The following is a 21591-nucleotide window of genomic DNA, read 5'->3' as shown; positions in this document are numbered from 1 at the left end:
TCCGAGGTAGACCGGCTTTAACCACCGCGGAACGGTCAGCGGCACGGGCACGGTAGCAGCATGATCAACCGACGGCCAGCCACCCCGCCGCAAGTTCGGCCCGCGCGTCGGCAAGCAGCTGCGGGAGCACCCGCGTGTGCCCGACGATCGGCATGAAGTTGGTGTCCCCACCCCATCGCGGCACCACGTGCTGGTGCAGGTGCGCGGCGATGCCGGCGCCGGCGACATTCCCCTGGTTGATGCCCAGGTTGAAGCCGTGCGGGCTCATGGCCGAGCGGATGACGCGCATCGCCCGCTGTGTGAACTGCGCCAGCTCCAGGGTCTCCGGCTCGTCCAGTTCCGGGTAGTCGGCAACGTGCCGGTACGGCACCGTCATCAGATGGCCGGAGTTGTACGGATACAGGTTGAGCACCGCGTACACGTGCTCGCCACGGGCGACGATCAGCGCGTCCTCGTCCGACCGGTGCGGAGCCGTGCAGAAGGGGCAGCCGTGACCAGCGGCGTCGGAGTCCGGCTTGCCCTCGCCCTTGATGTAGACCATTCGGTGCGGCGTCCAGAGCCGACCGAAACCATCGGCATCGCCGGCGAACTCTCCGGCGTCCTCAGTCATGCGACTCCGCGGAAGGTGACGCGTTGTCGCGCCGCTCGACCACGTCGACAATCTCCTCGATCGCCTGGGCCACGGGGACCGCATTGCGCTGCGACCCGTCGCGATACCGGAACGACACCGCGCCCGCGTCCACGTCGGTCGAACCGGCGATCAGCATGAACGGCACCTTGGACTTCTGCGCGGTCCGGATCTTCTTCTGCATCCGGTCGTCGGACGCGTCCACCTCGACCCGGATGCCACGCCGGCGCAACTGCCCGGCGATGCCGTCGAGGTACTCGTTCTGATCGGCGCTGATCGGGATGCCGATCACCTGAACCGGCGACAGCCAGGCCGGGAAGGCACCGGCGTAGTGCTCGGTCAACACCCCGATGAAGCGCTCGACCGAACCGAACTTCGCCGAGTGGATCATCACCGGCTGTTGCCGCGAACCGTCGGCGGCCTGGTACTCGAGCTCGAAGCGGGCCGGCTGGTTGAAGTCGAGCTGCACGGTCGACATCTGCCAGGTGCGACCGATCGCATCACGCGCTTGCACCGAGATCTTCGGGCCGTAATACGCAGCGCCGCCCGGGTCGGGCACCAGCTCAAGACCGGACGCGATCGCGACGTCCTCGAGGGTCTTCGTCGCGCTTTGCCAGTCCTCGTCCGAGCCGATGAACTTGTCCGACGTGGCGTCGCGGGTCGACAGCTCGAGGTAGAAGTCGTCGAGGCCGAAGTCGCGCAGCAGCCCGAGCAGGAACTCGAGCAGCTTCTTGATCTCACCCGGCGCCTGCTCCGGGGTGCAATAGCTGTGCGAATCGTCCATGGTGAGGCCGCGGACCCGGGTCAGGCCGTGGACGACGCCGGACTTCTCGAATCGGTAGACGCTGCCCAGCTCGAACAGCCTCAGTGGCAGCTCGCGGTAGGAGCGTCCGCGCGACCGGTAGATGAGGTTGTGCATCGGGCAGTTCATCGCCTTGAGGCGGTACTCGGCGTTCTCCAGCTCCATCGGCGGGAACATGGTGTCGGCGTAGTACGGCAGGTGGCCGGACGTGTAGAACAACCCGTCCTTGCTGATGTGCGGGGTGCTGACGAAGTCGAAGCCCTCGTCCATGTGCCGTTGCCGGACGTAGTTCTCCAGTTCGCGGCGCAGAATGCCGCCCTTCGGGTGGAAGACGGCGAGGCCGGAACCGAGCTCGTCCGGGAAGCTGAACAGATCCAGCTCGATGCCGAGCTTGCGGTGGTCGCGCTTGGCCGCCTCTTCGAGTCGGTTGAGGTAGGCCTTGAGGTCGTCGCGGCTCGCCCACGCGGTGCCGTAGATGCGCTGGAGTTGCTCGTTCTTCTCGCTGCCGCGCCAGTAGGCCGCGGCGCTGCGCATCAGCTTCACCGCGGGGATCCGCCGGGTGGAGGGCAGGTGCGGGCCGCGGCACAGATCGGTCCAGACGCGCTCGCCGGTCTTGTTGTCGAGGTTGTCGTACATGGTCAGCCCGCCGGCCCCGACCTCGGTGACTTCCTCACCGGTGGCGCTGGACCTGAGGTCGATCAGCTCGAGTTTGAACTTCTCGCCCTTGAGCTCATCGCGGGCGGCGTCGTCGTCGATCGGCCGGCGGGCGAAGCGCTGGTTCGCCTTGATGATCTCGCCCATCTTCTTCTCGATGGCGGCGAGATCCTCCGGGGTGAACGGCCGCGACGGCAGGAAGTCGTAGTAGAAGCCGTCCTCGATCGGCGGCCCGATGCCGAGCAGCGTGCCGGGGAAGAGGTCCTGCACCGCTTGGGCCATGACGTGTGCGGCGGAGTGACGCATAACCGCCAGGCCGTCGGGCGACTGCGCCGGCACCGGGGCGACGTCGGTGTCAGCGTCCGGAGCCCAGTCCAGATCGCGCAGGGCGCCGTCCTGATCGCGGACGACGACCGCGCCCAGTGGCCCGTTCAGTTCGGCGCCGCTTTCCCGCAGCGCGTCGAACGCCGTCGTCCCGGCCGCGACCCGGACGGGCTGGGCGGGATCGGACGCGCGGGCGCTGGCGGACAACGGAACTCCTCGGTGGGTCGCTGGGGAACCGAACGGCTCGCCCTGGATGCTAGTGGCGTGATTGCCAGGGACCGACTGCGTATCAGCCTCGTCGTCTCCGCCGCAGCGTTGCTGATCGCCGGCTGCACCAGCGGCGGGACGCACGTGCCGCCGCCCCGCGGGCCCGAGTCGACAGCCGGGACGAGTCCGGCCAGCCATCCGCGGACAGCGTCGGCCAGGCCACCGACCGCGACTGCCCCGTCCGGTCCGCACCGCGCCGGCGAGTTCACGATCTCCTTCGCCGGCGACGTCCACTTCGCCGGTCGGGTGGCGAAGCGCTTGGTCGACGACCCGGCCACCGCGTTCGGCGAGGCCGCGCCGGGCCTGGCGAAGGCCGACCTGACGGTCGTCAATCTCGAGACCGCGATCACGACGGGTGGCCAGGCGCAGAACAAGGCATTCACGTTCCGCGCGCCGCCCACGGCGTTCACTGCCCTGCGCGACGCCGGCGTGGACGTCGCGACGATGGCGAACAACCACGGTGCCGACTTCGGTGCGGACGGGCTGCGCGACTCGCTGGCCGCCATCCGGTCGTCGCATTTCCCGGTCATCGGGATCGGCCAGGACGCCGCGCATGCGTTCGCGCCGTACACGACCACGCTCAACGGGGTGCGTGTCGCGCTCATCGGCGCCGACCAGGTGCAGGACGAGACGACGCTGCGGCTGTTCAGCGCCGGCCCGCACCAACCCGGCGTCGCGAACGCCTTCTCGCCTCAGCTGACCGAGGCCGTGCGCAAGGCCAAGGCCGCAGGGTACGTCGTGATCGTCTACGTGCACTGGGGCATCGAGTACAAGACCTGCCCGTCCGGCCTGCAGACGACCCTCGCGGGCGCGCTGGCCCGCGCCGGGGCCGATGCGGTGATCGGTACGCATGCGCACGTCCTGCAGGGCGCCGGCTGGCGACCGGACGGGACCTACGTCGCCTACGGCCTCGGCAACTACCTCTGGTGGATGTCGTTCGGCAACAACCAGGACGACAACGGCGTGCTGACGTTGACGTTCCGGCACGCGTCGGTGGTGTCGGACGCCTTCGCGCCGTCACACTTGGACAGCCGCGGCGTGCCGCTGCCGGCGACCGGAGCCGAGAAGGAGCGGATCGCGGCCGAGTGGAAGGCTGCCCGCAAGTGCACCGATCTCGCCGTCACCGCACCGCGCTGAGGAGAACCGCCGCATGAACCTGTTCGAGTACGAGGGGAAGCGCCCGACGATCGCCGACGACGCGTTCATTGCGGCGACCGCGACGATCATCGGTGACGTGACGATCGAGGCCGGCGCGTCGATCTGGTACGGCGCCGTCCTGCGCGGCGACGACGGCCCGATCATCGTGCGGGAGCGGGCGAACGTGCAGGACGGAACGGTCATCCACACGACGCCTGAGGTGACGACGGAGATCGGCCCGCGGGCGACCGTCGCGCACCAATGCATGATCCATGGGGCGGTGCTCGAGGAGGAGGCCTTGGTCGGCAACGGGTGCGTGGTGCTCGACGGCGCCCGGATCGGTGCCCGCTCGATGATCGCCGCCATGTCGCTGGTCCAGCCCGGCGTCCAGATCCCGCCCGGCGTGCTCGCGGCCGGCGTCCCGGCCCAGGTCAAGAAGGAGATCGCCGGCACGGCCGCGGAGTTCTGGGTCAAGATGAACCCGGTGTATTACCCGGAGCTGGCGAAGCGGCACATCGCGGGGATCAAGCGCATCGAACGCTGACCCCTACGCGCGACCGGCGGTGAAGCCCTCCGCCTGGGTCCTTTCGTCGGCCACGCGAACGCCGTAGCGGTAGCTCAGCTTGCCGCCCAGCCAGCCGGACGCCCCGAGCAGGGCGAGCGCGACGATCGACAGCACCAGCTGGCCGCTCTTCACGGCGTGGGTGTATTCACCGTGCCGCCAGAAGAAGTTGACGACGTAGGCCGCGGTGACGGTGAGGTTCAGGCTCATGTGGATGAGCGCGGTCTTGAACGCCTTCGTACCCCTCGGAATCGCCAGCAGGTCAAGCAGGCCGACACTGGCGGCCAGCGCGGCGCCGATGACCCCGATCGCGATCAGCCATTCCGAGCCGCGGGTGAGGAACCCGGGGTGGGCGACGACGTGCGAGCCGATGTCGAATACGAGGCTCGCGACCCAGCTGCCGATCGGCACGGTCACCAGCATCGGGTGGTACGGATGACCGTACGGGCCGGCCAGGACGGCATTGACCGGTTGTTTTGCGGACTGCACTTCAGTAGCCATTCCGACCTCCGCCGGCGTCGAATTTAGACAATGAAGTTTGGTCATATTCCCCACCCGGAGTCAAGACTCGCGGACCAGGCGACTCTCCGCGCCCCTTCTTCCGGCGAGCCCCGCCGTGCCGTCGTCGCGACAGCCGGCGGAGTCCGTACGCTCTGCGCATGACTCAGACGCCGCCGCCCGCCGGTTGGTACGCCGATCCCTTCGGCCGGCACGAGGCCCGCTACTTCAGTGGCTCGGACTGGACCGAGCACGTCTCGTCCCACGGCCGAGCCGGCGTCGACCCGCCCGGCGGCGTCAGCCACGTCCCGACCGTCCAGCGGGCGCCGGAGAAGGTGCAGCACGACGTGCAGCGGGCCGGGATCACACCTGACGCGTCCTACCGATCCCCCAGTGGCGGCGGGTCGGTGTTCACCGAGCCGGTCCTCGTCGTGAACCAGAAGGCGAAGCTCATCGAGATCAACAACGAGTACGCCATCTACGACCAGAACGCGCGGCAGATCGCGGCGGTCCGCGAGGTCGGCCAGAGTGGGTTGAAGAAGGCCGTGCGGCTGCTCAGCTCCTACGACCAGTTCCTGACGCACAAGCTGCAGATCGTCGACATGCAGGGCACGCCCCTGCTGACGATCACCCGCCCGGCGAAGGTCATGAAGTCGCGGCTGATCGTGCAGGATCCGGCCGGCAACGAGGTCGGCCAGATCGTCCAGCAGAACATGATCGGCAAGATCCGGTTCGCGCTCGAGTCCGGCGGGCAGACGCTCGGCTCGATCAACGCCGAGAACTGGCGCGCGTGGAACTTCAGCATCCGCGACCACACCGACACCGAGATCGCGCGGATCACCAAGACGTGGGAGGGCCTCGCGAAGACGATGTTCACCACCGCGGACAACTACGTCGTGCAGGTGCACCGGCCGCTGCAAGGCCCGTTACAGGCCCTGGTCGTGGCGGCGGCGGTCAGTGTGGACACCGCGCTCAAGCAGGACTCGCGCGGGTTCGGCTGACCGACCCGCGCCGGCCGGTCAGCCCGGCCAGCGGGCGAGGTCGTCCGGGGTGTCCAGGTCGGTCGGATCGCCGGTCACGTCGACAAGGTCCACGAGGTCGGCCCGCCCGGCCAGCAGTCCGCGGGCACCCTCGTCGGGCCCTGCGGCCGCCAGCGCCGTCTGCCACAGTTCGGGCGCCATGACGATCGGGTGACCCCACCGGTCGGCGTACCGGCCGACCGCGATGCGCCCCGGAGCCCAGGCGCCGACCACCGACCGGAGCGCGTCGGCTCCGATGCCGGGAACGTCCACCAGCAGCACGGCCAGCGCGTCGGCGCTGCCGGCCGCCTCGACGGCAAGGGCCAACGAGCTGCGCATCCCCCGGTCCGGGTCGGGGTTCACCACGATCTGGGCGCCGGCGATCTCGGTGCCCGCGACCGCGGTGCCGGGCCGAACCACGGCGATCACCGGCGTGCAGCCGGCGGTTCGGGCCGTCGTCACCGCCCGGTCGAGCAACCGCATCCCGGCGACGACGAGGTCGGCCTTCGGCGTCCCCATCCGCCGTCCGGCGCCCGCGGCGAGGACCGCCGCCGCCACCCGCACCGCCACCATGGGATCGACACTATGCGCGCGGCGCCGGAACGGACCATGCTCGAGGGATGGACCCCGTGACCTTCGCCGATCCCGCCGCCGTCGCCGACGCGCTCGACTCGGCCGGTTACCTGCCCGACACGGGACTGGCCACCGCGGCCTATCTGGCGATCGTCATGCAGCGGCCCTTGTTCCTCGAGGGCGACCCCGGCGTCGGCAAGACCGCGCTGGCGCATGCGCTCGCGACGATCACCGGATCGCGGCTGGTCCGCCTGCAGTGCTACGAGGGCATCGACGCGAGCCAGGCGCTCTACGACTGGGATTTCCCGCGTCAGATCCTGCACCTGCGCGCGGCCGGCGACACCGCCGATCGGGCCGAGCTGGAGGCATCCCTCTACGACCGCCGTTTCCTCGTGGCCCGGCCGATCCTGCAGGCGCTCGAGCACAGCCCGTCCGCCCTGCTGATCGACGAGCTGGATCGCGCCGACGACGAGTTCGAGGCGTTCCTGCTGGAAGTGCTGGCCGACAACGCGGTCACGATCCCGGAACTCGGGACGATCACGGCGGACGTCCCACCGCTGGTAGTGATCACGTCCAACCGCACGCGCGAGGTGCATGACGCGCTGAAGCGGCGCTGCCTCTACCACTGGGTGCCGCATCCGGACTTCACGCGCGAGGTGGCCATCGTCCGTCGACGAATCCCGAATGCCGCCGTCGAGCTCGTCCAGGACGTCGCCGCCGCCGTCGGGCGGCTGCGTGAGGCCAACCTGCTGAAACCTCCGGGCGTGTCCGAGACGATCGACTGGACGCAGGCGCTGCATGTGCTCGGGGTGAGTCGGCTCGACCCGGAAACTGCGGAAGCGACGCTCGGGGCGGCGTTGAAGTACCGCGAGGACATGGTCCGCGTTCAGCGCGAACTGGCCACGCTGATCGGCGGCTGACCGCAATGAGCGCGGGGACCGGCGACGCAGCTGATCCGGTCGTCACGATGACGGGGTTCGCCCGCGCCCTGCGGGCCAACGGCGTCGCCGCCGACCCGACCCGGCTCACGAACGCGATCGAGGCACTCGCCCACGTCGATCCCCTCGACGCCGAGCAGGTCTACTGGACGGGCCGGGTCACGCTGTGCGCCGAACCGGACGACCTCCCGCGTTACGACGCCGTCTTCGACGCCTGGTTCCGCGGCCGGCTTGCACCAGTGGCGCCGCCGGCCCAGCCCGGGCGACCCGGCCAGGTCGTCCAGCTTCGCCCGGCCGGCGGGGAGCCCGGGGACACCGAAGTCGACGACGACGAGGACCCGCTGCGGACCGCGGCCAGCGACGCCGAAGTGCTGCGGCACCGCGACGTCACCGCCTTGTCCGATGCCGAGCGGGACGAGATCAACCGGCTCATCGCCCTGCTGACGCCTCGGGTCGGCCGGCGCCGGACCAGGCGGCACCGGCCGGGCGGTCGCCGCGCCATCGACGTCCCGCGCACGGTACGGGCCATGCTGCGCGACGGAGGTGAGCCGGCCGAGCTGGCCCGGCTGCGCCCGCGGAGCAAGCCGCGGCGTCTCGTGCTGGTGCTCGACGTCAGCGGCTCGATGAGCCCGTACGCCGACGTGCTCCTGCGCTTCGCCCACGCCGCTGTCCGCGTCGCCCCGGCCAGTACCGAGGTCTTCACGGTGAGCACCCGGCTGACGCGCGTCACCCGTCAACTCCGGCTGCGGGACGCCGACGAGGCGTTGGCCACGGCCGGCACGGCGATCCCCGACTGGAGTGGCGGTACCCGGCTCGGCCAGTCACTGCAGGCCTTCCTCGATCTCTGGGGCCAGCGCGGCACGGCCCGGCGGGCCGTCGTGGTCATCGCCTCCGACGGCTGGGAACGCGGCGACTCGGCCCTGCTCGGCGAGCAGATGGGTCGCCTGGCCCGGCTCGCGTACCGGGTCGTCTGGGTCAACCCGCACCGGGGCAAGGACGGCTTCGCGCCGGTGACCGGTGGGATGACCGCGGCGCTCCCCCACGTCGACGAGCTGCTCGCTGGCCACACCCTGGACGCGCTCCATACCCTGGCGGATGTGATTGCCCATGCGTGACGTCCTGTCCGACCTCGAGACGTGGTGGCGCGCCGGTGAGACCGTCGGCCTCGGCACGGTCGTGGGGACCTGGAAGAGCGCTCCGCGGCAACCGGGCGCGTCGATGCTCGTCGGCCCGGACGGCACTGCCGTCGGCAGCGTGTCAGGCGGCTGCGTCGAGGGGGCGGTGTACGAGCTGGCCGAGCAGTCACGCCGGACACTGGCCCCCGTGCTGCAGCGTTACGGGGTGAGTGACGACGATGCGTTCTCGGTCGGGCTGACCTGTGGCGGCATCATCGACATCTTCGTCGAGCCGGTGAACCAACAGACCTTCCCCGAACTCGGCGCAGTCGTCGAGGACATCCGGGCCGGTCGTCCGGTGGCCGTCGCCACCTTGATCAGCGGCGTCGGTCCAGAGCGGCTCGGCACCAGGCTCATCGTCCGGCCGGACTCGGTCACCGGATCGCTGGGCAGCGCCCGCATCGACGCGGCGGTGGGCGACGACGTCAAGGGCCTGCTCCTGCAGGGCACGACCGGCGTCATCCACTACGGGCCGGACGGCGAGCGGCGAGGTGACGAGGTGGGTCTCTTCGTCGCGTCCTACGCGCCAAGGCCGCGGATGATCGTGTTCGGCGCCATCGACTTCGCCGCGGCGGTGGCCCGCGTCGGCGCCTTCCTCGGTTACCGGGTCACCGTCTGCGACGCCCGTCCTACCTTCGCGACCAAGAAGCGGTTCCCGGACGCCGACGAGGTCATCGTTGCCTGGCCTCATCGGTACCTGGCCGCGACCGAGGTGGACGAGCGGACGGTGGTCTGCGTGCTGACCCACGACCCCAAGTTCGACGTGCCCCTGCTGGAGATCGCGCTGCGCATGCCGTTGGCCTATCTGGGGGCCATGGGTTCCCGGCGCACCAACGAGGACCGGGCGCACCGGCTCAAGGAACTCGGGTTCACCGACACCGACCTCGCCCGCCTGCACGCGCCGATCGGTCTGGACGTGGGCGGCCGCACACCCGAGGAGACCGCGATCTCCGTGGCGGCCGAGATCATCGCGGCGCGGTGGGGCGGCACGGGGGCCCAACTTCGCCAGATCGCGGGTCCCATTCACCGCGAAATGGATCTGCGTACCTAGGAGAACCTTCCGCCCGCGAACTGCCTCTCGTAATCCAGGTCACACAACGCTAGCTTCGAGGAACCGGCACCGGTTTGTGGAGGCTTGATGACCAAGATCAATCTCAAAGTCGACGGAGTGGCCTACACCGACGAGGTGGAGCCCCGAACATTGCTCGTGCACTACCTGCGTGAGCAGATCGGCAAGGTGGGCACGGTGGTCGGCTGCGACACGAGCAACTGCGGCGCATGCACCGTCGATCTCGACGGGCAGAGCGTGAAGAGCTGCACGGTCCTGGCCGTCCAGGCCGACGGTGGCGGGGTCACCACGATCGAGGGACTCGCCGCCGAGGACGGGACGCTGCACCCCGTCCAGCAGGCCTTCCACGAGAACCACGCCCTTCAGTGCGGCTTCTGCACGCCGGGAATGATCATGGCCGTCCGGGACCTGCTGAAGAACAACCCCAACCCGTCCGAGGACGAGATCCGGGAGGGCATCGAGGGCAACCTCTGCCGCTGCACCGGCTACCAGAACATCGTCAAGGCGGCCCAGGCCGCCGCCGGCGCCGCCGGCGCGACCGCGGGGGCGCAGGCATGACGGCCGTGGAGGACGCTCCGGTCACGGCCGAGATCGGCAAGGCACGGCGGCGCAAGGAGGACGCGCACCTGATCACCGGGCGCACGACCTGGACCGACAACATGTCGCTTCCCGGGATGTTGCACCTGGCCATCCTGCGCAGCCCGATGGCCCACGCCAAGATCACCGCCATCGACACCACTGAGGCCAAGGGCCGAACGGGAGTCGTCGCGGTCTTCACCGGCCAGGACTTCAAGGACGTCCAGGGCGACGTCCCCTGCGCCTGGCCCGTCACGCCGGACATGGTGAATCCCGGCGCGCCGGCCATGGCCGTCACCCAGGTCAACCACGTCGGCGAGTGCGTCGCCGTGGTCGTCGCCCGCACCAAGGTCGAGGCGCAGGACGCGCTCGAGGGCATCGACGTCGACTACGAGCCGCTGCCACCGGTGCTGAACATGGAAGAGGCGATCAAGGACGGGTCGCCGCTCGTCCATGGGCACACCGAGTCCAACCGGTCCTACACCTGGCCGTTCGAGTCCGGCGCGGCCGGCACCGGCGCCCCGATCGAGCAGGCGCTGTCCGAGGCCGAGGTGACGGTCAAACGCCGATTCATCCAGCAGCGCCTGATCCCGGCATTCATGGAGCCGCGGTCGGTGGTGGTCCAGCCGTCGGGCGACAACGTCACCGTCTGGTCGACCACCCAGATCCCGCACATCCTGCGGGTGATGCTCGCGTTGACACTCGGCATCCCCGAGCAGAAGCTGCGGGTCATCGCGCCCGACGTCGGCGGCGGCTTCGGCGGCAAGATCCCGGTCACCCCGGAGGAGATCATCAGCGTGCTTGTGGCCCGCCGGCTGAACAAGCCGGTGAAGTACACCGAGTCGCGCTCGGAATCGCTGATGTCGGCGCACCACGGCCGCGACCAGATCCAGGACATCACGATCACGGCGAAGCGCGACGGCACCGTCACCGGGCTGGACGTGCACCTCCTCGCCGACATGGGCGCGTATCTGCGGCTCGTCGGTCCGGGCGTCCCCGTTCTGGGCGCGTTCATGTTCAATGCCATCTACAAGATTCCCGCGTACCGCTTCGTGTGCGAAGGCATATTCACGACGAAGACGCCGACCGACGCCTACCGTGGCGCCGGCCGCCCGGAGGCCACGTACGCGATCGAACGGATCATGGACGAGCTCGCGGTCGAACTCGGCATGGACCCGATGGAGCTGCGCCGCAAGAATTGGATAAAACACGAGGAGTTCCCCTTCACCACCGTCGCCGGGCTGACCTACGACAGCGGCAACTACGAGACCGCCACGGACAAAGCCCTCGAGCTGATGCGGTGGGACGAGCTGCGGGCCGAGCAGAAGCGGCGGCGCGACGCCAAGGATCCGGTGCAGCTCGGCCTCGGCATTTCGACGTTCACCGAGATGTGCGGTCTAGCGCCCTCGCGCGTGCTCGGTTCGCTCGACTACGGCGCCGGTGGTTGGGAGCACGCGTCGATCCGGATGCTGCCCACCGGCAAGGTCGAGGTCGTCACCGGTGCGTCACCCCACGGACAGGGTCACGAGACGGCGTTCGCCCAGATCGTGGCCGACCGCCTCGGAGTCGCGTGGGAAGACGTCGAGCTCATCCACGGTGACACCGCGAGCTCGCCCCGCGGCCTGGACACCTACGGCTCACGGTCGTTGGCCGTCGGCGGGATCGCCATCGTCAAGGCGGCCGACAAGGTGATCGAGAAGGCGAAGAAGATCGCCGCCCACCTGCTCGAGGCCAATGAGGACGACCTCGACTTCGCGGGCGGCAAGTTCTCGGTCAAGGGCTCACCGGGCTCCGAGGTCGGGATCGCCGACGTCGCGCTGGCCGTCTTCGCCGCCCACAACCTGCCCGACGGGGTCGAGCCGTCGATCGACTCCGACGCCGCTTACGACCCTGAGAACTTCTCCTTCCCCCACGGCACCCATCTGTGCGCGGTGGAGGTAGACACCGAGACCGGGATGACCAAGATCCGCAGGTACGTCTGCGTCGACGATGTCGGGACGCCGATCAACCCGCTGATCATCGAGGGCCAGGTGCACGGCGGCCTCGCGCAGGGCATCGCGCAAGCCCTGTTCGAGGAAGCGGTGTTCGACGAGTCGGGCAATCTGACGACCGGCACGTTCGTCGACTACACGCTGCCGTCGGCCGCCGACCTTCCCTCCTTCACCACTGAGCGCACCGAGACGCCGGCCACGTCCAACCCCTTGGGTGTCAAGGGGGTCGGCGAGGCGGGCACGATCGCGTCCACGCCGGCGGTCATGAACGCGGTGGTCGACGCGCTGCGCCCGTTCGGAGTCAGCGACATCCAGATGCCGGCGACCCCGGAACGGGTCTGGCGAGCGGTCCACGGCGCCGAGCACTCCGACCGGGCCGAGGCGGGCACCACCGCCTACGGCGGTTCGAGTACCGATTCCAAGGGCGGCCGCACGGACGGAGGCACGGCATGATCGACACCCAACGAAACTGCTCCGCAAAAAGCGCTCCGCAGTTCCGCCGGGGCCCGAAATGATCCCCGCGGCGTTCGAGTACGTGCGGCCGTCGTCAGTGTCCGAGGCGGTGTCAGCCTTGGCTGAAGCCGGCGAGGACGGCAAGGTGTTGGCCGGGGGCCAGTCGCTGATCCCGGTGCTGCGCCTGCGGATGTCGTATCCGTCCACGGTCGTCGATGTCGGCCGGGTGCCCGAACTGCGCGGCGTCCGCGACGACGGCGACGCGATCGTCATCGGGGCGATGACGACGCATCACGACGTGCTGCACGACCCGTTGGTGGCCGAGCACGCGCCGCTGATCAGGCAGGCGACCGAGACGATCGCCGACCCGCAGGTGCGCCACCGCGGAACCTTCGGCGGTGCTCTCGCCCATGCCGATCCGGCCGGCGACCTCGGAGCGGTGGCTCTCGCCCTGGAGTGCGAGTTCGTGGCGACCGGGCCGAACGGCGAGCGGCGCATCCCCGCCGGTGACTTCTTCGTCGACTACCTGACGACAGCGTTGAGCCCGGGCGAGCTGCTGACCGCGATCCGGGTGCCCAAGCTCGGCGCCGGCTGGTCGTCGCACTACGAGAAGTTCCACCGGGTCGCGCAGGCCTGGTCGATCGTCGGGGTGGCCGCGCTCGTCCGCCGCGAGAACGGTTCGATCGCCGAGGCCCGCATCGGCCTGACCAACATGGGTTCAACCCCGCTGCGGGCGAGGTCGGCCGAATCGGCGCTGAGCGGGGTCGCGGCGAACGCCGACGGGGTGGGAACGGCGGCCTCGCACGCGGCCGACGGCACGACACCGCCGTCGGACCTGTCGGGGCGAGCCGATTACCGCGAGCACCTCGCTAGGGTGCTCACCAAGCGAGCTGTCCTGGCAGCGGCCGGGCACTGAGGAGACATCGCAGAAAGGACACCAGTCGTGCAGCTCGAGCATTCCTTCAGCGTTCCGGTAGGCATCGACGAGGCGTGGAGGATCTTGCTCGACATCGAGCGGATCGGGCCCTGCATGCCCGGCGCCGCGATCGACTCGGTCGAGGGCGACGACTTCACCGGAACCGTGAAGGTGAAGCTCGGTCCGATCAACCTCACGTACAAGGGCAAGGCGTCGTTCGTCGAGAAGGACGAGGCGGCGCACCGGGCGGTGATTGACGCCCGCGGCAAGGACGCGCGCGGCAACGGAACGGCCGCCGCGAAGGTGACCGCGGTGCTGACGGAGACGGGCGCGGCGCGCACGACCGTCAAGGTGAACACCGATCTGGACATCACCGGCAAGCCGGCGCAGTTCGGCCGCGGAGTGATGGTGGACGTGGGCAACAAGCTCATCGGCCAGTTCGCCGACTCGTTGGCCGGCACGATAGCCGCCGGCGACGGCGGGTCGGAGCGGGCCGACGCGGCGGGGACGGCGGGCGCCACCAAGGCGCCGGCCAAGCGAACTCGACCGAAGCCGGTGAAGGCGGCGCCACCGGATGAAACGTCGGCGCCCGTCGGCGAGGCCGTGACGCTGGCCGGGGAGCCGCCCACCGAACCGCCCGCACCGGCCGACTCCCCGCTGCCGGCCGTCGAGCTCGCGGCGGACGAGCCCGCCGCCGCGGAACCGCCCGCGACGATCCCGAACGCCGTCTCGTCCGTCAGCTCCGTCAACGGGCATTCAGCCGCGACCGCGGGTCCACTTCAACGAGAGGTTGAGCCCATCAATCTGCTCGAGTCCGCGGGTCCGGCCGTCGCTAAGCGGATCGCGCCCGTCGCCGTGGCCGTGGTCGTTGTCCTGCTCGGTGTCCGCCGCCGCCGGAGCAAGCGCAACACCTGACCTCGTCCGCGCTTCCCCGGCTCACGTCCCGGTGTAGCGCGGACAACTCTCCACCTGCGCGGTGAACCAACCGACGATTTCGGCGCCGGCCCGAATTCCGCTTGCGGCGGTCACGCCAACCGAGGGCGAGCGCCAGCCGCTGGCGACCAGCTCGCCGTGCCGCGCGACGATCCCCCGGTCGGCCGCCTCGAGCAGGTCGACATCGAGGAGCGAGTCGCCCGCCGCGAAGACCTTGTCCGTGCCGGCGCGGCGCGCGACCTCGGCCACCGCGGCGCTCTTGGTCAGCGAGCGGGGCACCCAGTAGAGCTTGCGGCCCTGCAGCGACAGCTGCCATCCCCGCTGCTCGGCCCAGCCAGCCGCCTCAGCCAGGAAACCGGCCGGTATCCGCTTGCGATGCAGCACCGCGTAGCAGAACAGACCGCGCGCGTTGCGTAGCTTGACCGTCCACTCGGGCCGGCAGACCCGCGATGCGTGATCCCAGATCTCGGCAAGCGGTGCCGCCTGAGTGAGTTCGGCCGCGACCGCCGAGTCCCAGCCGTGGTCGATTCGTCCGTCGACGAGCAGGCTGCCGCCGTTGGCGGTGATCGCGTACCGCGGGGGGGGCCCGGGCAGCCGGATGCGGTGCCACTGTTCAGGGGTTCGGGTGGTGACCGGGACGACGAGCGCGCGTTCGTGCAGCGCCGCGAACGCCGCCGCCGCGGCCCCGGTCATCCACGACGCGTCCTTCTCCTCGTGGCGCTCCACCGCCACGAGGTCCAGGTCGCCGCCGCCATGCGCCTCGACCGCCCCGCGCGAGTAGATGAGGGTGCGGTCGAGATCGGTGGCGATCAGTGCGGTCACTGCACGGCTCGCCCGTCGGCGCCGGTTGCCCCGCGCGTGTAGCGCGGATGGATGAGCCCGACGCAGCGGTAGGTGAGATCCGGAACCTCGTGCACCGGCACGCCGCGACGCTGGGCGAGAAGACGGACGTGGTCGAGATCGCGACCCGCGTCCGGGCGCATGAGCACCGCCCAGGGCACCCTCCGCAGCAGCACCCGCGTCGTCTCGCCGACGCCGGGCTTGACGAGCGTGACGTCGCCGATGCCGTACCGCTCGCTGAGCGACTCGACATCGGCCCAGCCGGCCCAGGTCGGCGTGCGGTCGGCAGCCTGCAGGGCCGGCCAATCGCGGCGCACGTCGCCGGCCACGTCGGCGAAGCGGGCGGCCACTGCCGCCAGGAAATGGCCGGACACGTCGGCCGGCGCCAGTTCGCGGTAGAACTTCGCGCCGTGGAACTGCCCCGGCAGGAGGATGTCCGGGTTGAGCACCGTCCGCGACACCAGCCCGGACACCGTCGAGTTGAGGCAGGCGGACGGGACGAGGAAGTCCTCCCGGGTGCCGAACGTCGACACACAGGACCCGGGGTCGGCGAGCACGGCGAGCTCCGGCGAGAACGCGGTATCCAGCATCACGTTGGCCGCCTGCACCGCGGCGGCGAGTTCGCGGACGATCGCGCCCTTGCCGGTCCAGCCGTCGACGAAGACCACCTCGGCCGGGTCGTGGTGGGCGGCGAGATAACGCAGCGCCTGGACGTCGATGCCGCGTCCCCGCACGATGCTCACCGCGTAGTGCGCGACGTCGACCCCGTGCGCGAACCGGAGCCAGCGGCGCATCAACACTCCGACCGGCGTGCCGGCGCGTGCCAGCGACACCAGTACCGGCGCCGGTCCCCGCTCGGCCAGCACCGTCTCGCTCACCACGCCCACGGCGTGGGCGATCCGGGCTGCCGTCTCGGTCAGCGCCTGCTCGAACAGCTGCTGGTACTCGGCGTCGGGCTGGTATTCGACGGGGAGCGATTCGGCGTAGTGCGCGCCGCCGGACTGGATTGCTTCCTCGCGCTCCTCGATCGGCGCCTCGAGGGCAACGGCGGACAGGTCGGTGAGCAACCACGCCACGTCGTCCGGTGCGTAAGTGCCGAAGTGCGGTCCGCGCAGCGGCGGCGGGAGCGGTCGGGACGTCGGCAGGACGACGACATGGACCCGATCGGTGTGCTCGCGCAACTGCTGGACCAGGCCGGTGCGAAGCGCCGCAGTGTCGGCGTCGGCGTCCACGACCAGCACCACGTCGGTGAAGTCGTCGCCGACGTTGTAGGCGAAGCGCGAACCCGGACCGTCGGCGGCCGGGTCGGAGCTGGGGAACGTCAGCGCCGTGCGGATCGGATAGCCCGGCTCGTCCAGTACGACCACCGGTGAGCGAGTGGTGGACGAGACGCAGACGTTGGCCACCCTCCCGGTCAAGTCGAGTGCGATCAGCGTCGGCACGTACATCAGTTCCTCGGTGCCGAGCACCAGGACCCGCTCGCCGACGGCGAGGGCCTCGGCCACTACGGCGGTGGCCTCGCGGGCGGCACGGACGTCGTCGGCTCCGAACCCGTGCCGGCCGCTCTCGCGTACGCCGGCGGGCCACGTTCTGACGTCTTCGACAACGGCCGCCGGCCGGTGACCGACCATTCCGCTCGGCGCCGGCGTTCGGTCGGCCAGCTCGGCCGCCGCCGCAGGAAAGTCGGCCGGCCAGCTGATGGTGCCGGACGCGAGCGCGACGACGTCGATCTGCGCGCCGAGCTCGGCCGCGAACCGCGTCATCGCGGCCCGGTCCTCGTCCGTTCGCAGGTCCACCAGTGCGGCGATCGCGTAGTGGCTCCGTGGAGCCGCGCCGTGCAGTTCCCTGATCGTGTTGCGCGCCGTCCGACCGGTCGACAGCTCGTCGTCGACCAGGACCAGGGTCTCGGTGCGCGCGAACAGCCCGGGATCCTCCGGCAACAGCTGATGCGACGTCGCGTGGCTGTGCTCCTCCTCGAACGAACCGCGCGCGGCGACACCCGCAACCGACCGTCGCGTCGAGTGCAGGTAGTCGGCCCCGAGCGCCTCAGCCACGCAGTGACCGAGCCCGGTCGCCGTCTCGGCGAAGCCCAGGACGAGCGCGCTGCGTCCGTCGAGCGTCTTGCCGACCACGCGGCCGAGCTCGAGCCCGGTGTCGTGGACGGTCCGGGGATCGGCCGGCACATGCTTTCCGAGGACCGTCGACACCAGGAGGTGGGCCCGCCTCGGGTTGCGGCGGAGCGCGACCTGAACGAGATCGGTCAGCGCCGAGTCACCCTCCAGCCGCACGCCGAACCGGTCGGCCACCCAGCTCATGGATGCAGCCCCGCCCCGAGCAGGTCGACGAAGGAAACGCCCTCGCGGGCGACGCCGAAGGTCTCGGCCCGCAGGAGAACCCGCCGTGCCCACGCCGTGTGCGGCTTGCTCTCGTTCATCTTGTTGCCGAAGCTGGACGCGGCGGCGCCCCCCTGCGCATCGGTGGCGACGACGTCGCAGGCGTCGGCGTATTCCTCGTGCGGGACGACCGACAGCGCGTGCACGGCGGCGACATGCGTGGGATGGATGACGGTCTTGCCGATCAACCCGTTGGCCCGGTCGAGGGCGACCTCGCGGATCAACCCGTCCAGGTCGGCCGCGATCAGCTGGGTGCGCAGCGCGCGCTCCTCCTGGCCGACGAACGGTGAGAGGCGCAGCTGCGGCTTGAAGATGCGCTCGGTGCTCGAGAAGTACTCCCACACCGGGCCGGCCACGACATAGCCATCGCCCTCCACCCGGGCGAACACGTTCACCACGGCCGAGATGACGTCGGCCACCACGCGCAGGTCCCACACCGTGAACTCGCGCGCCCGGCGCAAGCCGTACAGGCCGGAGAGATCGGTGGCGCCGATCCGCACCGCCGGGACGTAGTCGCGGTACTTGTCCACCAGCCGGCGGGCACCGAGCAGGCTGCTGATCCGCGACTCCATGTAGCTCAGGTCCGGCGACTCGAGCACCGGCATCACCAGCAACCGGTGCCCCGTCCGGTCGCCCGCGCCGATGATCTCGTCGAAGTAGGCGCCTCCCGTCTCCTCGCCGAACTTGGGCACGACGAAACCGGTCAGCACTCCGACCTGGTCGCCCAGGCCGGCGACGATCATGGAGACCTGGGCGACCTTGCGCACCCGGATGAAGATCATCGGCAACGGGACGCCGGAGCGTCCCAGCTCCGCCAGTTGGGTGATCGCGTTGCGTTCAGCGCCCGCGACCTCGGCATCGGGCACGGAGTCCTCGAGGCAGACGACCATGCTGACCACGCCCTGGGCGGCGCGCTTCGCGATGTCGCGGCCGAGGTGGGGACGCGTGGCCGGGCAGTACAAGGTCGCGCCGAGAGCCACGCCCAGCCGCTGGGGTTCCGCGTCGGCCAGGAACGGCCGGGGAGCATGCAGGAAGAGCCGCTCCCGCTCGCTGCGTCCCAGGAAGTCGAAATGCCGCATCCGCGCATGGTGCCATGTGCGGAGGAGGTCATAGCTGTGTAGAACACGACTTTCCGGGCTGTTCGCCTCCTGTTCGACCAGGATGACGTCTGGCACGATCCGCTCATGACGCAGATGAGCATGGGCAGCAACATCGCCATCCCCGCCGCTGCAGTGCGCGCGACACTGTGGTGGACGGCGGGACCGGGCGTGCCCGACGTGGACGCGTCCGCGCTGCTTCTGGAGGAGAACGGCGAAGTCGGCTCCGATGCCGACTTCGTCTTCTACAACCAGCCACAGCACTACAGCGCAGCGGTGCGGATGGGCGGCAAGACGACCGTCCCGCACGCTTCGGACTCCGTCGACATCGAGCTGCCCCGGGTTCCCGCCGACTATCAGCGGATCGTCCTCGTCGCCTCGTCGGACGGCGGCACGTTCGGACAGGTCCCCGACCTGCAGCTGGTGCTGACCGATCTCTCCACCGGGCAGGCGCTGGCCGCCTTCCCGATGCAGGCGGGCGCCGAGACCGCGTTCCTGAGCGGGGAGATCTACCGCCGCGACAACGGGTGGAAGTTCCGCGCCGTGGGACAGGGCTACGCGTCCGGCCTCGCCGGCCTGGCCGGCGACTTCGGAATCGACACCGGTGCGGCCGAACCGACGAGCGAGCCAGCGGCGGCTGCCGCGCCCGCGCCGCCGCCGCCCGCTGCACCGCCACCTCCACCTCCAGCTGCGCCGCCCGCTCCGGAGCCGGCACCTCCAGCTGCGCCGCCGGCTCCGCAGCCGGTGTCGACCGGGCTGGACCTCGGCACCGACGCCGGCTTCGGCGGGAGCACCTCCGCGCCGCTGTCGGCCGCACCGGCGGAGCCCCCGCCGCCGGTCGCCCCGGCGGCATTCCTGCCGCCGCCTCCGCCACCGCCTCCCCCACTCGCTCCGCCGACCGCCCCGCTGACGTACCCCGCTACGCCAACAACCGATGCACCAGCTGCGACCGAGTACGCCGCGTCGGCCGCGCCCCCGTATGTACCACCGCAGCCGACCGATCAGAACCCGCTTCCGCCGCCGCCGGCCTACCAGCCGCCCCCCGCGCCGGTGCCCGACCCGGCCTTCATCCAGACCGCTGCCGCTCCGCCCAACTCAGGTGGCGTCAACCTGCAGAAGAACCAGCACGTGGAGCTCACCCACACCACGGCCGGGCCGCTGACCCGGGTCGTCTTCAGCCTCGGCTGGACACCGGCGGAAGGACACGACGTCGACCTCGACGCCTCAGTGATCGCCTTCGACGCCAACGCCGGGAAACTGGCGATCGTCTGGTACATGCACACCAACGAGTTCTACGGATGCCTTCAGCACACCGGCGACAACCGCAAAGGCGGCGTCGGCGGAGACGCCGAGCAGATCCTGGTCGACCTCGGCCGGCTGCCGGCCACCGTCACGTCCTTGGTGTTCGCGATCAACTCGTTTCACAAGCAGACATTCACCGACATCCAGAACGCGTACTGCGCGGTGCGCGATGTCGACACCGGCGAGCCGCTCGTCCGCTTCGACCTGACCGACACGCAACCGAGCACCGCGGTATTGATGGCCGAACTGCGGCGCAGCGAGCAGCCCGGCCAATGGCGGATCCGGGCGATCGGTGAGTTCCACGACTACCGAACGGTGAAGAAGCTCGTGCCCGCGGCCGCGCGACAGGTGCAGCTGGGCGCGCGCGTCAGTCAGTGACCCGGGGCCGCACTGATCGATGGGCCACGATGAACCCATGACGACCATCTCCAAGGGCGCGAATTTGCCCGTGCCGGCAAGCGCAGTCCGCGCGCAACTGTCGTGGACCGCCGGAAGCGGAGTTCCCGACATCGACGGCTCGGCGCTCCTGCTCCGGGCTGACGGGCGGGTGGCCTCCGACGACGACTTCGTCTTCTACAACCGGCCGCGGCACCCGAGCGGCGCGGTGCGCCACGCCGGCAAAAGCGGGACGGCCGACACCGTCGAGGTCGTCGACCTGTCGGCGTTGAAGTCTGAGGTCGAGCGGGTGGTCCTCGCCGCGTCCGCGGACGGCGGGACGTTCGGCCAGGTGCCGGACCTGCGCCTCACGGTCTCCGACGCCGCCACCGCCGCCGCCCGGACTCGCCCCGCCACCGCCGCCGCCCGGACTCGTCCCCCCACCGCCGCCGCCCGGACTCGTCCCGCCTCCTTTTCCGAGTGGGGGGCCCGCCGCGCCGACACCTGTTGCACCGCCGGGCGCGGCCGCGCCCGTCCAGTCGGACACCCTCGACGCAGGCCGGGCGAGCCTCGTCAAGGGCGCCCGGGTGAGCCTGGTCAAGACCGGCCAACCGCCACTCGTGCAGGTCACCATGGGCCTGGGGTGGGACCCGGCGCCCGGCAAGCGCGGAGTTGATCTCGATGCATCGGCGATCGCGTTCGACGCGCATGGCCAGCGGCTCGGCATGGTGTGGTTCACCCATCTGAAGGAAGTTCAAGGGTGCGTTGCTGCATGCCGGCGACAACCTGACCGGCCACGGCGAGGGCGACGACGAGATGATCTTGGTCGACCTGGCCGAGCTGCCGCCGGAGGTCGCGTCGATCGTCTTCACGATCACGTCATTCAGGGGGCAGACCTTCAACGAGGTGGCCAATGCGTTCTGTCGGGTGGTGGACACGAACAGCCGGCAGGAGCTCGTGCGGTACAACCTGTCCGAGGCCGAGCCGCGCAGCGCTGTGATCATGGCGATGCTGCGGCGCACGAGTGCCGGGCCGTGGGAGATGCGAGCGATCGGCGAGTTCCACGACG

At 70.3% G+C, this 21591-nt stretch carries 19 protein-coding genes and 2 pseudogenes; 14 read left to right on the top strand and 7 right to left on the bottom strand.

The features are described from left to right. Positions 1 to 64: 64 nt before the first annotated feature. Both ABR571_RS13145 and thrS read right to left on the bottom strand, forming a co-directional pair. Complete coding sequence (locus tag ABR571_RS13145) at positions 65 to 610, bottom strand: HIT family protein (protein WP_409453656.1); 546 nt, start codon at positions 608 to 610, stop codon at positions 65 to 67. Beyond that, positions 603 to 2615: a threonine--tRNA ligase gene (thrS, locus tag ABR571_RS13140; RefSeq protein WP_409453655.1), complete on the bottom strand. Its 2013-nt coding sequence runs from the start codon at positions 2613 to 2615 to the stop codon at positions 603 to 605. The genes ABR571_RS13145 and thrS overlap by 8 nt, the downstream gene beginning before the upstream one ends. Positions 2616 to 2672: 57 nt before the next feature. Between thrS and ABR571_RS13135 the strand changes: the two genes are divergently transcribed. Both ABR571_RS13135 and ABR571_RS13130 read left to right on the top strand, forming a co-directional pair. Continuing rightward, positions 2673 to 3812 carry a CapA family protein gene (locus ABR571_RS13135; protein WP_409453654.1) on the top strand — a complete coding sequence of 380 codons (1140 nt, stop codon included), beginning with the start codon at positions 2673 to 2675 and terminating at the stop codon, positions 3810 to 3812. A gap of 13 nt (positions 3813 to 3825) precedes the next feature. After that, positions 3826 to 4356 carry a gamma carbonic anhydrase family protein gene (locus ABR571_RS13130; RefSeq protein WP_409453653.1) on the top strand — a complete coding sequence of 177 codons (531 nt, stop codon included), beginning with the start codon at positions 3826 to 3828 and terminating at the stop codon, positions 4354 to 4356. Positions 4357 to 4359: 3 nt separating this feature from the next. On the opposite strand, the gene ABR571_RS13125 is transcribed toward ABR571_RS13130, so the two are convergent. After that, complete coding sequence (locus tag ABR571_RS13125; RefSeq protein ID WP_409453652.1) at positions 4360 to 4875, bottom strand: DUF2231 domain-containing protein; 516 nt, start codon at positions 4873 to 4875, stop codon at positions 4360 to 4362. Positions 4876 to 5033: 158 nt separating this feature from the next. On the opposite strand from ABR571_RS13125, the gene ABR571_RS13120 reads away from it, so the two are divergent. Continuing rightward, on the top strand, positions 5034 to 5873 hold the full coding sequence (locus ABR571_RS13120) for a phospholipid scramblase-related protein (RefSeq protein WP_409453651.1): 840 nt from the start codon (positions 5034 to 5036) through the stop codon (positions 5871 to 5873). Between the two features lie 18 nt (positions 5874 to 5891). On the opposite strand, the gene ABR571_RS13115 is transcribed toward ABR571_RS13120, so the two are convergent. Continuing rightward, positions 5892 to 6464, bottom strand: a complete 573-nt coding sequence (locus tag ABR571_RS13115; RefSeq protein ID WP_409453650.1) for an NTP transferase domain-containing protein — start codon at positions 6462 to 6464, stop codon at positions 5892 to 5894. A 47-nt stretch (positions 6465 to 6511) separates the two neighbouring features. Here ABR571_RS13115 and ABR571_RS13110 point away from each other — a divergent pair, with 47 nt between their 5' ends. The 7 genes from ABR571_RS13110 to ABR571_RS13080 all read left to right on the top strand — a co-directional run bounded on the left by ABR571_RS13110 (position 6512) and on the right by ABR571_RS13080 (position 14497). Then, on the top strand, positions 6512 to 7384 hold the full coding sequence (locus tag ABR571_RS13110; RefSeq protein ID WP_409453649.1) for an AAA family ATPase: 873 nt from the start codon (positions 6512 to 6514) through the stop codon (positions 7382 to 7384). A gap of 5 nt (positions 7385 to 7389) precedes the next feature. After that, positions 7390 to 8517 (top strand): vWA domain-containing protein, encoded by a 1128-nt coding sequence (locus ABR571_RS13105; protein WP_409453648.1) that lies wholly within the window; start codon positions 7390 to 7392, stop codon positions 8515 to 8517. Then, on the top strand, positions 8510 to 9628 hold the full coding sequence (locus ABR571_RS13100; RefSeq protein ID WP_409453647.1) for an XdhC family protein: 1119 nt from the start codon (positions 8510 to 8512) through the stop codon (positions 9626 to 9628). The genes ABR571_RS13105 and ABR571_RS13100 overlap by 8 nt, the downstream gene beginning before the upstream one ends. Positions 9629 to 9715: 87 nt before the next feature. Then, positions 9716 to 10204 (top strand): (2Fe-2S)-binding protein, encoded by a 489-nt coding sequence (locus tag ABR571_RS13095; protein ID WP_409453646.1) that lies wholly within the window; start codon positions 9716 to 9718, stop codon positions 10202 to 10204. Next, positions 10201 to 12666, top strand: coding sequence for a xanthine dehydrogenase family protein molybdopterin-binding subunit (locus tag ABR571_RS13090; RefSeq protein ID WP_409453645.1), 2466 nt, complete (start codon positions 10201 to 10203; stop codon positions 12664 to 12666). The genes ABR571_RS13095 and ABR571_RS13090 overlap by 4 nt, the downstream gene beginning before the upstream one ends. 58 nt (positions 12667 to 12724) lie before the next feature. Then, on the top strand, positions 12725 to 13582 hold the full coding sequence (locus ABR571_RS13085) for an FAD binding domain-containing protein (RefSeq protein WP_409453644.1): 858 nt from the start codon (positions 12725 to 12727) through the stop codon (positions 13580 to 13582). A 27-nt stretch (positions 13583 to 13609) separates the two neighbouring features. After that, the gene (locus tag ABR571_RS13080; RefSeq protein ID WP_409453643.1) at positions 13610 to 14497 is read left to right on the top strand and encodes an SRPBCC family protein; all 888 of its coding nucleotides are present in this window, start codon (positions 13610 to 13612) and stop codon (positions 14495 to 14497) included. Between the two features lie 21 nt (positions 14498 to 14518). Here the strand turns inward: ABR571_RS13080 and ABR571_RS13075 are convergent, their stop codons facing one another. From ABR571_RS13075 to ABR571_RS13065, 3 genes are read right to left on the bottom strand one after another with little or no spacing between them, the layout of a single operon-like run. Further along, entirely contained in the window at positions 14519 to 15337 is an 819-nt protein-coding gene (locus tag ABR571_RS13075; protein ID WP_409453642.1) for an HAD family hydrolase, read from the bottom strand. Next, a complete protein-coding gene (locus ABR571_RS13070) occupies positions 15334 to 17670 on the bottom strand; it encodes a phosphoribosyltransferase (RefSeq protein WP_409453641.1) in 2337 nt (778 codons plus the stop codon). The genes ABR571_RS13075 and ABR571_RS13070 overlap by 4 nt, the downstream gene beginning before the upstream one ends. Continuing rightward, entirely contained in the window at positions 17667 to 18827 is a 1161-nt protein-coding gene (locus tag ABR571_RS13065) for an HpcH/HpaI aldolase/citrate lyase family protein (protein ID WP_409453640.1), read from the bottom strand. Before ABR571_RS13065 ends, ABR571_RS13070 begins: the two co-directional genes overlap by 4 nt. A 105-nt stretch (positions 18828 to 18932) precedes the next feature. Here ABR571_RS13065 and ABR571_RS13060 point away from each other — a divergent pair, with 105 nt between their 5' ends. From ABR571_RS13060 to ABR571_RS13045, 4 genes and pseudogenes are all read left to right on the top strand, one after another. Continuing rightward, positions 18933 to 20525 carry a TerD family protein gene (locus ABR571_RS13060; protein ID WP_409453639.1) on the top strand — a complete coding sequence of 531 codons (1593 nt, stop codon included), beginning with the start codon at positions 18933 to 18935 and terminating at the stop codon, positions 20523 to 20525. A 37-nt stretch (positions 20526 to 20562) separates the two neighbouring features. Next, positions 20563 to 20946, top strand: a pseudogene (locus ABR571_RS13055) (TerD family protein); the annotation flags it as partial. Between the two features lie 163 nt (positions 20947 to 21109). Beyond that, positions 21110 to 21241: pseudogene (locus ABR571_RS13050) on the top strand (TerD family protein); the annotation flags it as partial. 46 nt (positions 21242 to 21287) lie between these two features. Then, positions 21288 to 21591, top strand: a 304-nt coding sequence (locus tag ABR571_RS13045; protein ID WP_409453638.1) for a TerD family protein, incomplete at its 3' end; no start/stop codon positions are given.

The sequence above is a fragment of the Jatrophihabitans sp. genome, from assembly GCF_046262535.1.
In the GTDB taxonomy this organism is placed as follows: Bacteria; Actinomycetota; Actinomycetes; order Mycobacteriales; family Jatrophihabitantaceae; genus Jatrophihabitans.
Note: the sequence above shows the minus strand (reverse complement) of the source record. Positions and strands in the feature narration are given on the sequence as shown.

What these genes read in the sequence shown, in the direction of transcription:
- ABR571_RS13110 (WP_409453649.1), top strand. Translation starts at nt 6,512, where the DNA reads ATGGACCCCGTGACCTTCGCCGATCCCGCCGCCGTCGCCGACGCGCTC.
- ABR571_RS13115 (WP_409453650.1), bottom strand. Translation starts at nt 6,464, where the DNA reads ATGGTGGCGGTGCGGGTGGCGGCGGCGGTCCTCGCCGCGGGCGCCGGA.
- ABR571_RS13120 (WP_409453651.1), top strand. Translation starts at nt 5,034, where the DNA reads ATGACTCAGACGCCGCCGCCCGCCGGTTGGTACGCCGATCCCTTCGGC.
- ABR571_RS13095 (WP_409453646.1), top strand. Translation starts at nt 9,716, where the DNA reads ATGACCAAGATCAATCTCAAAGTCGACGGAGTGGCCTACACCGACGAG.
- ABR571_RS13065 (WP_409453640.1), bottom strand. Translation starts at nt 18,827, where the DNA reads ATGCGGCATTTCGACTTCCTGGGACGCAGCGAGCGGGAGCGGCTCTTC.
- ABR571_RS13105 (WP_409453648.1), top strand. Translation starts at nt 7,390, where the DNA reads ATGAGCGCGGGGACCGGCGACGCAGCTGATCCGGTCGTCACGATGACG.
- ABR571_RS13070 (WP_409453641.1), bottom strand. Translation starts at nt 17,670, where the DNA reads ATGAGCTGGGTGGCCGACCGGTTCGGCGTGCGGCTGGAGGGTGACTCG.
- ABR571_RS13085 (WP_409453644.1), top strand. Translation starts at nt 12,725, where the DNA reads ATGATCCCCGCGGCGTTCGAGTACGTGCGGCCGTCGTCAGTGTCCGAG.
- ABR571_RS13125 (WP_409453652.1), bottom strand. Translation starts at nt 4,875, where the DNA reads ATGGCTACTGAAGTGCAGTCCGCAAAACAACCGGTCAATGCCGTCCTG.
- ABR571_RS13145 (WP_409453656.1), bottom strand. Translation starts at nt 610, where the DNA reads ATGACTGAGGACGCCGGAGAGTTCGCCGGCGATGCCGATGGTTTCGGT.
- ABR571_RS13130 (WP_409453653.1), top strand. Translation starts at nt 3,826, where the DNA reads ATGAACCTGTTCGAGTACGAGGGGAAGCGCCCGACGATCGCCGACGAC.
- ABR571_RS13090 (WP_409453645.1), top strand. Translation starts at nt 10,201, where the DNA reads ATGACGGCCGTGGAGGACGCTCCGGTCACGGCCGAGATCGGCAAGGCA.
- ABR571_RS13060 (WP_409453639.1), top strand. Translation starts at nt 18,933, where the DNA reads ATGACGCAGATGAGCATGGGCAGCAACATCGCCATCCCCGCCGCTGCA.
- ABR571_RS13100 (WP_409453647.1), top strand. Translation starts at nt 8,510, where the DNA reads ATGCGTGACGTCCTGTCCGACCTCGAGACGTGGTGGCGCGCCGGTGAG.